Raw genomic sequence first — 12,512 nt, 5'->3', positions numbered from 1 at the left:
GAAATTAGAGTAAAAAACAAATAACAAAGAATTCCGCCTAATATAAAGCCGTGGAATAAATCCCCCCACATCACCAAGAAGAAAAAACTATATCCCCATAATAGGCTTCAGCATGTCCGCCACTATTATCCGTATCGGTCATAATCGCCACCATATCGATATAGCGGTAGCTTTTCTGGTTGGCTTTTTTACTGCCTTTGTCACCAAATACAGCCACTAAATCCTGATAGATATTTCGTTTCTGCTGATACCAAGGACCGATATTTGAGCTTTTATCTTGCAGTGACAGCATTTTTACATGACTACCCGCGAAAGGATTATCCCAAATCTGACCTTTTTCTTGGGCACTTGACCATACGTAGCTGATAGATTGAGTGTTCCAAAACATCATTCCGCCGTCGATTACAACGTATATTCTGGCCGCAAAGTCATCACCGTCTTTTTTAGTTTCATCAAGCTTTGATAATGGTGTTTTGATTGCCCAAGACCAATTCATAAAAGGAGTCGCCAATAAATCGATTCGTTTTTTTAATATTAATCCTGAAGCGGAATTGTCGCTGTTGGCAATAATCGCTGGCTGAGCAAGATACTCAGTGACATCGTAACGTGTAATTCCGGACAGCGTTTTTGTGTGCCAGTTTTGAATGCCATTATTGGCAATATCTGTAAGGTTAATCGAACTATCAGCTAACACATTTGAGCTATTAAGAATAAGAAGAAGCAATAACACATGCTTGACGTAGCATTTGTATTTAATCATCAATTAACCTTTGCTGATCACGACAGAGAATAGAATAAACACGCGTTTTCATCTTTGCTTGAGCAAATGAATAATGTTCATCTTAGGTGAAATGCCACGTGTTTAAGATAGCACTTTATTTATACAGAGCATTAATATACGGATATAAATTGAGGCATGTGACCTGTTTAAAAAAATTGAACGGTGTTTTTGAAATAACTGACTCACCTTACTTTTGTCTGTATACTTTACAAAAAACAATATCAATACAAGGACTAGGATGGACAAATCCACTCGACCTGAAGCCGTATCATCGGTTCTAAAGGTGTTTAGCATTTTACAAGCATTGGCCGAGCAAAAAGACATTAGTGTTTCTGAGTTATCTCAACGCTTAATGATGTCCAAGGCAACCACCTATCGATTTTTACAAACCATGAAAACGTTGGGCTTTGTCTCTCAAGAAGATGAATCAGAAAAGTACGCACTAACACTCAAGTTGTTTGAATTGGGTGCTAAGGCATTAGAGTATGTGGATCTTATTGATATTGCTGATAAAGAAATGCAAGAAATCACTCGCCTAACCAATGAGACCGTCCATTTAGGCGCTCTAGATGAAGGTGCGATTATTTATCTGCATAAAATTGATTCTAGCTATAACTTACGTATGCACTCTCGTGTTGGTAGGCGTAACCCGCTCTACAGTACCGCTATTGGTAAAATTCTTCTTTCTGGTAAAACCGATGAAGAAGCCATCGAAATTTTAAAGCCTGTTGAATTTATTCGCCATACTGAAAAAACTCACCAAAATATTGAACAACTAATGCAAGAAGTGCATCAAGTTCGCATTCAGCACTATGGTGAAGACAACGAAGAGCAAGAGCCGGGACTGCGTTGTATAGGTGCTCCAATCTATGATCGTTTCGGCAATATTATTGCTTCTGTTTCAGTGTCATTTCCAACTATACGCTTTGATATCGAACGTAAACCTCAATATGTGGCCATGCTACTCAACGCAGGCAAACGTATTTCTGAGCAATTGGGCTATCACGACTATCCAAGCATCACGACTCAAGAATAGACGCGCAATAAGCCGTTTATACTGACCATATAAAACCAGAGCACAATTTTCAGCTCTGGTTTTTTATGCGGTACGGTTACTCCCCTGCTAGCACACCTCTTGCGCCACTTTCTTCACCACTTTCACCGCAGCAACCTTAAACTCAGGAATTTTTGAGTGCGGATCTTTAGCGGTATTCGTCAGCCTATTTACTGGCGATTCGACAAAGTGGAATGGAATAAACACTACCCCTTGTTGCATTCGCTTAGTGACAAATGCGGCAATATCAATTTCACCTCGGCGAGTTGAGACCGTCAGCATATCGCCATTGCCAATACCTAACGCTTCGGCATCCGCGACACTGATCATGGCTCTTGGGCCCGCAAGCTTATCTAAGCCTTTGGTTTTACGAGTCATAGTGCCAGTATGGAACTGCTCCAAAATGCGCCCTGTGGTCAAAGTTAACGGATACTCCTCATCAGGAAGCTCCGCTGCATAACGAAACGGAATCGCCTCCATCTGCCCTCGCCCACGTATAAATTGCTCTTTATGCATAATGCGAGTGCCTTGCGGATTGTTTTTGTTACTTGGCCAGTGCTTGCCGTTGGCGGGGATTGCATCCCAACCCAGTCCTGCATATTGCGGAGTTACTCGCGTGATTTCATAGGTGATGTCACGGACACTTTGATAGTTCCAACCGCCGCCCATAGCGTTAGCAATTTTTTGGATAATCACCCAATCTTCTAATGCTTCACCCGGCGGATTGACCACAGGATTTAATCGCTGTACGCGGCGTTCGGTATTAGTGAAATGGCCCGATTTTTCGGCAAAAGAACACGATGGTAATACCACATCGGCATACTCGGCAGTCTCTGTGAGGAAAATATCTTGCACTACTAAGAAGTCTAATGACTCAAGTCCTGCTAATACGTGAGTTTGGTCAGGGTCGCTCAGCACAGGGTTTTCACCCATCACATACAAACCGCGCACTTCACGTTTGCACGCTGCATCAATGATTTCGGTTAGGGTTAAACCGGCTTCATTGGGCAGATCAGGCGCATTCCATTCCGTCGCAAACTTTTGATGTATCAGTGGGTTATACACCTTTTGATAACCAGGGAAGTTATTTGGTAGCGCTCCCATATCACAAGCCCCCTGCACATTGGACTGACCGCGTAGCGGGTTAATACCGCCACCTTCAATGCCAATGTTGCCACACAGCAATTGCAGGTTGGCAATAGAACGAACATTGTCATGCCCGGTCGTATGCTGGGTAATGCCCATAGCGTAATACACGGCGGTGCGTTTCGCCGTTCCTATCATACGAGCCATGGCGTAAATATCGCTGGCTTTAATGCCGGTGACTAACTCCACTTTATCTAGGGCGTAGCTTGGCGACATCACCTCTTGCAATAAGGTATCAAAGCCGTCTACCCGCTCTTCGATATACGCCATGTCATGCCAGCCGTTTTTAATGATCTGTTGCATCACACCGTTTAACAGCATCACATCCGTGCCGGGTCTTTGCGCCAGATACAGCTCAGCATGGTCGGCCAAAGCAATTTTCTTAGGGTCCGCCACAATCAAACGTGCGCCTTTATGACGAATCGCTTGCTTGATATGTGAGGCAATTATTGGGTGTGCGGCCGTAGTATCAGAGCCAATCACAAAAATCACATCCGAATATTGAATACTCGGTATATCATTGGTCATAGCCCCGCTACCGAGTGACGCTTCCAAACCGGTAACGGTTGAAGCGTGACATAGGCGAGCACAGTGATCCACATTGTTGGTCCCAAGCTCTCGACGAACAAATTTTTGGAACGCATAGTTATCTTCATTGGTGGTTTTTGCCGAGGAGAATCCCGCTAGCGCATTGCCGCCATAAGTCTGTTTGATGGTGCTAAATTTATTGGCAATCAGCGCAATAGCTTCTTCCCATGACGCGGGTTGCAAGCGACCATCTTTACGAATCAAAGGGGTAGTTAAACGCGCGTCACTGCCGACAAAATCAAAGCCAAATCGACCTTTAACGCACAGCATTCCTTCGTTGACTGGAGAGTTGCCGCCTTTCACATAGCGGATCTGATTGCTCTGCTCATCGACATGCATGCTGACTTTGCACCCGACTCCGCAGTAAGTGCAAATGGTATCAACCACTTTTAAGGTTTCGATGCGCCCTTGCGCTCTATCACGCGCATCCATGATTGCGCCAGTCGGACACACTTGCACGCACGCACCACATTGAACGCAGTTTGAATCGCCCATCAGAGTTTGGTTATCACCAAAATTAGGGCGACATTCAGGACGTGAAGCGGGACGACCGCCCTTGTCGGTCATAAAGCTAAGTACGCCGTGCACCGCTTGATCGCTACAGGCTTGCACGCACTGCCCACAACTGATGCAGCGGTTGGCATCAAAGACAATAAATTCTGAACTGCTATCAACACTGAATTTTTGGCGAGTATCACGAGTGCGAACCGCTTGCCAATCTGCATCTGATTTGATTTCTATCGCGTCGTCAAATGATTGCAACGCGCCATATTCGGTAGAGTAATCACGAAGGTCACATTCTGTATTTGCCTGACAACCACACTCCAAACAGCGCGCCGCCTCTGCCATTGCTTCGCGATTATCAAAGCCTAATTCAACTTCAGCAAAGCTTTGCTCTCGCTGCTCACTGGTGAGCTCAGGCATTATCGAGCGCGCTACTTTTTGAATATTTTGAAAGTGCAGTGAATCCACTTGGCGCAAGTTTTTGCCTTTACGCGAGTTAAATGGCGTCACTGGAATGTTGTGCATATCACCGTCAAAAAAGCGGTCAATGGCTTGCGCTACAATGCGACCATCGGCCACCGCTTCCACCGCGGTTGCAGGGCCGCGACGAAAATCACCAATGCTGAAAATGTTGCCCGTACCGCTATGTAATGTTTTAGGATCCACCTCGGCGGTATTCCAGCGGGTAAGCGGAAGCTCTAAGCTTTCATCGACCATAAAACTGAGGTCGGGTTTTTGCGATACCGCAGCAATCACAGTATCAAACGCTTCGGTAAAAAACTCCCCCGTTGACTGCGGAGAGCGGCGACCGGATGCATCCGCAGGCCCAAGCGCCATTTTTTCCAGTACGATGGCATTAACATGCCCCGCTTCATCGGCAAGGTTTTGCGAAGGATTGGTCAAGAAATGAAACTTCACCCCTTCGTGCTCTGCCTCTTCAATTTCATAATCTTCCGCTGGCATTTCAGCGCGAGTACGGCGATAAATCAAAGTAGTGTCTGCGCCATCGCGAACCGCTGTGCGCGCGCAATCAATGGCAGTATTGCCCCCACCGATCACCGCCACTTTTTTGCCAGTCACATACTGCTTGTCAGTCACGTAATCTTTTAGGTAATCAACGCCCAAGTAACAACCGGTTAAATCGCTACCGTTATAATTCATTTCTACCGCTTTAGATGCGCCAACGGCCAAACACACGGCATCAAAATCGGCGCTGAGCGAAGACAAAGTAAAATCTCGACCGAGCTTTTTATCACACTCTATCGACATGCCATTGCGACACATCAGCTCAATTTCTTTATCTAAGATATCTTTAGGTAAGCGATATTCAGGAATGCCGTAACGTAACCAACCACCAGCGTGAGGCATAGATTCAAATACGCTGACCTGATAACCCTCATTAGAGAGATAATACCCTGCAGTCAATCCGCCGGGGCCGGCACCGACAATCGCAATGCGCTTATTACGATCTGGTTTTTTTGGCGCAATGTACGCTTGCTGAGCTTCAAGATCGGCATCCGCGGCATGGCGTTTTAATTGACGAATGGCAATAGAGTCATCCACTAAACCACGGCGACATTCAGTTTCACAAAAAGCAGGACACACACGACCAATCGACAAAGGCATTGGCAACGTGCGCTTAATCACTTCAATGGCTTTTTGATGATCGTTTTGCGCGATGTGGTACAGATAAGATTGAATATCCACCCCTGCTGGGCAAGCTGTTTTGCAAGGCGCTTCACAGTCAGCATAGTGATCGGTCATGATTCGATTGAGCGCATCGCGGCGATGTTGGCTAAGCTGAGAAGATTGGGTAACTACGTTCAAGCCAGTGTAAACTTCAAGTTCACAGGCGCGCTTCATACCGCCACTTTCCACTTCAACCACACACAAGTCACAAGGGACTTTTTCACCACTTTTGTTGGCACCGCAAAGCGAAGGGATCTCTACCCCACATACATTGGCGGCTTCAAGCAGTGTAAGCCCTTTTTCAACGACTCGATATTTTCCATCAATGACAATTTGCACCATGCCAGACTCCGTAAGTACTCACCCATTTACAGGGCTCTTATTATTAACACAGAGATAACTTTATTGCTGTGCAGGGTTACTCTATTCCACAATATTACTACGGGAATTAACCAAATGGTGATTTGTAGGACAAATAAGTGACTGGTAAGAGGATCTAGTTGAATATTAGAAAATGAAAAGAGCCAGCAAATGCCAGCCCTTTGTTAGATTTTATTTTGCTTAGTAAAGGTTACGCAAGCTTGGCACGTAAGCGTTTAGTGGCTTCCACTAGGTGCTTAAGTGACTCTTCTGTTTCGCTCCAGTTACGTGTTTTTAGTCCGCAATCTGGGTTTACCCACAAGCGCTCTACTGGGATGCGAGTAGCCGCTTTTTCAATCAATTGCTCAATCCATTCCACTTCTGGCACGTTTGGTGAGTGAATATCGTACACACCTGGGCCAATTTCATTTGGATAGTTGAACTCTTCAAATGCGTTCAGTAGCTCCATGTTTGAACGAGAAGTTTCGATGGTGATGACGTCTGCATCAAGCGCTGCCACTGAATCGATAATCTCATTAAACTCGCTGTAACACATGTGCGTATGGATCTGAGTTTCTGGTTTGGCGCTGGCGGCTGACACTTTAAATGCGTTCACGGCCCAGTCCAGATAATGCTGATGATCGCGCGCTTTTAATGGCAGTCCTTCACGAATTGCTGGCTCATCAATTTGGATTATATTGATGCCTGCCGCTTCCAAATCAGACACTTCATCTTGCAAAGCGAAGGCCAATTGGTTAGTGATGGTTTCTCTTGAAATATCTTCACGAGGGAAAGTCCAGCACAAGATAGTAACAGGGCCTGTTAGCATGCCTTTCATTGGCTTATCAGTTAGCGACTGTGCGTAAGTCGTCCAATCAACAGTAATTGGATGTTCACGTTCAATATCCGCCACAACAATAGCAGGCTTAACACAGCGTGAGCCGTAGCTTTGCACCCAACCAAATTGCGTAGTTTGGAAACCCGCTAGGTTCTCGGCAAAGTATTCCACCATGTCATTACGCTCAGCTTCGCCGTGCACTAACACATCTAGACCAATTTTTTCTTGGCGTTCAACCGTATCTTTAATAAAGCCTTGGATAATTTCTGTGTATTGCGTAGTAGAAATGTCACCACGTTTATAAGCGGCGCGTGTTTTTCTCACATCACTGGTTTGTGGGAACGAACCAATGGTGGTGGTTGGCAATAACGGCAGTTTTAACACTTCTTTTTGATGGTGAGCACGCTCAGGGTAAGCCGCGCTACGCTCTGCATCTTTTGCAGTAAGACCGGCAATGCGACGCTGTACAGATTCTTTATTTACTGACGTTGATTTGCTGCGCTCAATAATCGGTTGGCTGTATTGCTCACAATAAGCAATCGCTTGTGCGTCACCGTCTAGTGCTTTGGCAAGCCAGTTCACTTCCGCCACTTTTTGTTTAGCAAACGCAAACCAATCTTTAGTTTCGGTAGACAGTTTAGTTTCTAGATCCAAATCAACCGGGCTATGCAGCAGTGAACAAGAGGTTGCCACCCATAGGCGATCGCCTAGTTTTGCTTTTGCATCTTGTAGCGCCGCCAGTTTTTCAACTAGATTCGCGCGCCATACGTTACGGCCGTTAATCGTACCAGCAGATAACACCCATTGCTCTGGCAATGCATCAACCACAGTTGACAGCTGCTCTGGTGAGCTAGCGATATCGATGTGCAAACCATCCACATTTAACTCAGTGATAGTTGGCAATACATCCGTGATAGAGTCAAAGTACGTGGTTAGTAGCAATTTAACCTTGGTTTGCAGTGTTTGATACGCGCCTTTAAAGCTATCTAACCATTTTGCGTCAAGCTCAAGGGCTAAGATAGGCTCATCAATTTGCACCCACTCTACGTTAAGCTGTTCAAGTTTTGCAAAAATGGCTTTATATGCTTCTAACAGTTTCGGTAATAGTGATAAACGGTCAAAGCCTTCTTCTACTTCTTTACCTAGGTAAAGGTAGCTCAGTGGGCCTAACAGTACTGGCTTAACAGTGTGGCCTTGTGCTTGCGCTTCGCTGATTTCATCAAAAAGTTGTGTCCAGCTTAGTTCAAAAGTATCGGCAGAAGAAAACTCTGGTACAAGGTAGTGATAGTTAGTGTTGAACCACTTAGTCATGTCAGAAGCCGCATGACCTGCACAACCACAGGTTGATTGAGATTGACCGCGACCGATACGAAATAGCGTATCAAGATCCGGCGTGCCATTTTGATGACGTTTTGGCACATGACCCAGTAGAAGGCTGGTTCCTAACACATGGTCATACCATGCAAAATCACCTGCTGTAGCAAATGACAGTTGATTGTCTTGTTGAAGCGTCCAGTTTTTTTGTCGAATCTCAGAAGCAACTTGGCGAAGTTCGTTGACGTCTGATTCGCCTTTCCAATATTTCTCTAGCGCAAATTTCAGTTCGCGTTTTTCGCCCACTCGTGGATAACCTAGAATATGTGTCGTTGTCATGATAATGCTCCCTATAAATTCGTTAAGATGTCCAGACGTCTAAAATATCTCTTGAATAGAGTTTTGATACAACATCGATTTACTCATATAGAGCATGAAGAAATTTCAGTATGGTTTATTGGGTTGGTGCAATAGATTGGTGCTTATGTGGGGGAAAGTGAGTTGTGTTTTCTTAGCTTCTAGTAGAAAAGTTCCTCGTAATGGAGGCATTATTCTCACGCGTGCTACAAATCGGGCAGAACTAGAGGAAATTCTAAGCAATGACCCTTTTAACATTCACAATCTAGCCCAAGCTTGCTCGAATATCAGATATTGTAATGAACAACTTGTTGTCAGCATCTTGAAATGGTGTAAATCCATAGCGTTCATAAAACTGGGTTGCGCCATCTTTCGCGTCTACAATAACCACAGGAAAAGCGACACTATCGCTAGCGGCAAGTAATTTTCTTAGTGCATCGATCAAAAGCCACTCACCAAAACCTTTACCTTTGTGCCGCTCATCAACTGCCAGTCGAGCAATTAAACCACCAGAAGACGATGGCTGATGTTTTTTCTGTAATTTGTCCGGCAATGCTTTTAAATCAATAGGTATCATGGTCAAAGTATAGAAACCAATAATATGAGTATTATCGTTTTCATCCTGCAACACAAAGGTGCGGGTATTGTCTTTTTTAGCTTGTTGGCTAGCCATTACTTTTAAGTAATTATTTAAAGCCTCACTACCACAATTGAAGCGGTTTCTATTATGTTTAGCTTTATCTAGAAGTACTGTGTTCATCATTGAACTTTACTATCGTAACGCTCGGCCGCAGCTCTTAGGTTGCTGTTTATTGTCGCCGGTTTATCTAGTGCATCCATCAACAACATCGCATCAGCTTGACTTAGCTTTAAAGCCTGTTCACGCTCGATAACTTGTTTAGCTTTCTCGACAGCCGCACTCAGTACAAATGAGTTTATACTAGACATACCAGCAATAGCCGCCGCCTTAGTCAGCAAATCTTGTGTATCGGCATCAACTCTAGCTGTGATCCGAGGTAATGTAGTCGCCATAATTTTTCTCCATTTGTGTCAGAGTGTCACACTGCATATTATGGTCTTAAAATGTACAACAAGCAATTCTTGTGTCATTTTGGCACGCAAAAAAGTAATTTAAACAGATTTGTAACGCTCGACATTTTTGGTTTGAATTCACTTTTGTCACTGTATGGCTGTCATCTTTGCCAAGAAAAACCGAACAACGACTTGCCAAAGGCTTACTTATACAACAGTTAACTTTCCTAAAGAGGAAAGTTAAAAAGCGCAAACAGCCTATGGCCCTTTGCGCTTTTATCCATCTATTATCGTTGATTTTGCTTAAAGCAAATTTCTCACATCCACCCAACGATCATTCTTACGAATCAAATCAATAATCAGCTGATAGCGACAGCCGTCTTCGAAGGTTTGGTACGGTTCAACTTCAATGCCGCTGACGTCTTTTACCAATTGCGTGGCTAAGTGTGTCCAGCTTCGCTGAGTTTCACATTCAATATTGGGTAATTGCTGATCAATGGCGCTAGGTAATGCCACTTCTTGCCACTCACCATCTTTAAATAGATATAAAGGGCCACTGCCGTAATGGCCTTTAATATAAATAGAGCCTTTACTGCCATGAAACACAATATGGTCTTCATTAAAGCGCGGAGTTAATCCGCCGTGCTTAAACAGTACCGATACTGGATTCGCAGTAGGAATGCGGCTTTCCAGTTGCGCCAATACCGTATATGACCATTCTACGTCACAATCGCGCCATTTCAGCTCAGGATCGTTGATATCTTTAGGGATGAAGTTGCGACGCTCCGTGAAGTTATGCACGCCTTCAACCACAGGGGCTTTTGGCATGTCGTTGCGCACTTCGCCGCTGATAGACAAGATGTTTTCGCCAATCACAGAAGTCACGATAGACAATAGGTGCGTAAAGTTATTGTTTAAACGACCACCGCCCGCTTCAGAGCGATGAGACCAGCCAAACGGAATGTGTCTATCTAGATTAAAGTGAGAAATACATTCTACTTCGGTCGGTTCGCCAATTGCGCCCTCGGCAACTAACTGTTTCGCATGCATGATTTCAGGCATGTAGCGGAAGCTTGAGGCAAAGGCGGTTTTCAAGCCTTTGGCTTTGGCTAGCTGGTAAATTTCAAGCGCCGTTTCGCCGCTTTCGGTTAATGGCTTATCGCAGAAGATGTGACAGCCACACTCAATTGCCTGTTTAATGGCTTCAACGTGTGCGCCGCCAGGAGTTGCAATGGATACGATATCAGGCTGACATTGTTGTAGGGCGCGCGCCCAATCAGTGCCAAAATAAGCAATGTCTAAATCTTTTGCCACTTTTGCCACAACGTGCTCAGTACGACCCACAATTCCGACCACTTCTGCGCCCGCATCACGAAACGCTTTCGCATGACCAATTCCGGCAAACCCAGTACCAAATACCAATACTTTTTGAGTCATTCTCTTCTCCATTCATTCTTTTTATTCTGTTAACGCCTTTTTGTTGGTAGGCGTTATTTTAATGAGATTCGATGTTTAGCTTACCAGTGCCATAAAGTGCCATCTTCGAGGCGACTCACTGGTAAGTAAGAGCGTTTGTATTCATACTTTGCTGCTTCTTGCTCATCAAACTCGACGCCTAACCCCGGTGCATCGCTGACCAAAATCATGCCATTTTCAAGTTTCATGTCGTGTTTGAAGATGGATTGACACTCTTCATTGCCAAAACCAACAAACTCTTGAATGCCAAAGTTATGCGTTGAGATATTAAGATGCATGTGCGCGGCAAAACAGATTGGTGATAGATCTGGCGCGCCATGCGGTGCGGTGCGCACGTTATACACGGCGGCAAAATCGGCAATTTTTTTCATTCCTGTTATGCCACCAGCGTGAGTCGCGGCGCAACGGATAAAGTCAATCCACTGATTTTGAATAAGATCTTTGCAATCCCAAATCGTATTGTAGGTTTCACCAAGCGCCAATGGCGTAGTGGTGTGATGGCGGATCAGTTTGTAATTTTCTTGGTTTTCGGCAATGGATGCATCTTCTAGGAACATCAAGTTATACGGTTCTAACATTTTGCCTAGTTTTGCAGATTCGATTGGCGTCAGACGACTATGGGTATCATGCAAGAATTTGGCTTTGTTACCAAAACGTTCTTTGGCTTTGGCAAACAACTCAGGAACAAGATCAAAATATTTACTGGTAGACCAATCCTGCTCTGGAGGTAACGGGCGGTTGCCTTGCAGTTCAAAGTAATCTTTCTTATCGCCAAGCACGCCATAAGTTTCCGATAATCCCGGAATAGCCGATTGCAAACGAACGGCGCTAAAGCCCTGTTCGATGCATTGCGCGGCTTTATCTAAGGTATCTTCAATAGTTTCGCCATTAGCGTGTGCATACAGGGTTACGCCATCGCGGCATTTACCGCCCAATAATTGATAAACTGGAAGCCCTGCTACCTTACCTTTAATGTCCCACAACGCCATATCAATAGCGGCAATGGCAGCCATGGTAATGGGACCACGACGCCAATACACGCCCATGTATAAGTACTGCCAAATGTCTTCAATGCGATGCGGGTCTCGGCCAATTAAACAAGGTTTTACGTGTTCTTCAAGATAGGTCGCCACTGCCATTTCGCGCCCATTAACGGTGGCATCACCCAATCCATATACGCCTTCATCTGTGATTACTTTCACAGTGACAAAATTTCGACCTGGGTTGGTAACAAATACTTTAATGTCTTGGATAATCATCTTGAGTCTCTCATTAACCTGTAGTGCAAATTCATTGCTCTGGTAAATTTATTTAGTAATCCTGTTAAGTAAACCGATTTACTAAAACGATTTGGTAAATCGGTTTACTTGCTA

General features: G+C 44.7%; 8 protein-coding genes. 1 reads left to right on the top strand and 7 read right to left on the bottom strand.

Annotated features, from left to right (window positions below):
• Window positions 1-70: 70 nt before the first annotated feature.
• Window positions 71-760, bottom strand: a complete 690-nt coding sequence (locus tag QV280_RS04765; protein ID WP_023404086.1) for a DUF3047 domain-containing protein — start codon at window positions 758-760, stop codon at window positions 71-73.
• Between the two features lie 259 nt (window positions 761-1,019).
• On the opposite strand from QV280_RS04765, the gene kdgR reads away from it, so the two are divergent.
• Complete coding sequence (gene kdgR, locus QV280_RS04760; protein WP_152821979.1) at window positions 1,020-1,817, top strand: DNA-binding transcriptional regulator KdgR; 798 nt, start codon at window positions 1,020-1,022, stop codon at window positions 1,815-1,817.
• Between the two features lie 87 nt (window positions 1,818-1,904).
• Here the strand turns inward: kdgR and fdhF are convergent, their stop codons facing one another.
• The 6 genes from fdhF to manD all read right to left on the bottom strand — a co-directional run bounded on the left by fdhF (window position 1,905) and on the right by manD (window position 12,398).
• The gene (gene fdhF / locus QV280_RS04755) at window positions 1,905-6,104 is read right to left on the bottom strand and encodes a formate dehydrogenase subunit alpha (RefSeq protein ID WP_152821977.1); all 4,200 of its coding nucleotides are present in this window, start codon (window positions 6,102-6,104) and stop codon (window positions 1,905-1,907) included.
• A 229-nt stretch (window positions 6,105-6,333) separates the two neighbouring features.
• On the bottom strand, window positions 6,334-8,613 hold the full coding sequence (gene metE / locus QV280_RS04750) for a 5-methyltetrahydropteroyltriglutamate--homocysteine S-methyltransferase (protein WP_152821974.1): 2,280 nt from the start codon (window positions 8,611-8,613) through the stop codon (window positions 6,334-6,336).
• Window positions 8,614-8,896: 283 nt separating this feature from the next.
• Window positions 8,897-9,394, bottom strand: a complete 498-nt coding sequence (locus QV280_RS04745) for a GNAT family N-acetyltransferase (protein ID WP_152821972.1) — start codon at window positions 9,392-9,394, stop codon at window positions 8,897-8,899.
• Window positions 9,391-9,663 carry a type II toxin-antitoxin system TacA family antitoxin gene (locus QV280_RS04740; RefSeq protein WP_023404091.1) on the bottom strand — a complete coding sequence of 91 codons (273 nt, stop codon included), beginning with the start codon at window positions 9,661-9,663 and terminating at the stop codon, window positions 9,391-9,393. The genes QV280_RS04745 and QV280_RS04740 overlap by 4 nt, the downstream gene beginning before the upstream one ends.
• 303 nt (window positions 9,664-9,966) lie before the next feature.
• Window positions 9,967-11,100: a Gfo/Idh/MocA family protein gene (locus QV280_RS04735; RefSeq protein ID WP_152821970.1), complete on the bottom strand. Its 1,134-nt coding sequence runs from the start codon at window positions 11,098-11,100 to the stop codon at window positions 9,967-9,969.
• 80 nt (window positions 11,101-11,180) lie between these two features.
• Window positions 11,181-12,398, bottom strand: coding sequence for a D-mannonate dehydratase ManD (gene manD, locus QV280_RS04730; RefSeq protein WP_023404093.1), 1,218 nt, complete (start codon window positions 12,396-12,398; stop codon window positions 11,181-11,183).
• Window positions 12,399-12,512 lie beyond the last annotated feature (114 nt).

The organism is Vibrio sp. B1Z05, assembly GCF_052955985.1.
The sequence above is the reverse complement of the archived record's forward strand: the minus strand, read 5'-3'. Positions and strand labels throughout refer to the sequence as shown.

Excerpts from the sequence above, each read along its gene's own strand:
- QV280_RS04735 (WP_152821970.1), bottom strand. The coding sequence starts at position 11,100 with ATGACTCAAAAAGTATTGGTATTTGGTACTGGGTTTGCCGGAATTGGT.
- QV280_RS04765 (WP_023404086.1), bottom strand. The coding sequence starts at position 760 with ATGATTAAATACAAATGCTACGTCAAGCATGTGTTATTGCTTCTTCTT.
- kdgR (WP_152821979.1), top strand. The coding sequence starts at position 1,020 with ATGGACAAATCCACTCGACCTGAAGCCGTATCATCGGTTCTAAAGGTG.
- fdhF (WP_152821977.1), bottom strand. The coding sequence starts at position 6,104 with ATGGTGCAAATTGTCATTGATGGAAAATATCGAGTCGTTGAAAAAGGG.
- QV280_RS04740 (WP_023404091.1), bottom strand. The coding sequence starts at position 9,663 with ATGGCGACTACATTACCTCGGATCACAGCTAGAGTTGATGCCGATACA.
- manD (WP_023404093.1), bottom strand. The coding sequence starts at position 12,398 with ATGATTATCCAAGACATTAAAGTATTTGTTACCAACCCAGGTCGAAAT.
- metE (WP_152821974.1), bottom strand. The coding sequence starts at position 8,613 with ATGACAACGACACATATTCTAGGTTATCCACGAGTGGGCGAAAAACGC.
- QV280_RS04745 (WP_152821972.1), bottom strand. The coding sequence starts at position 9,394 with ATGATGAACACAGTACTTCTAGATAAAGCTAAACATAATAGAAACCGC.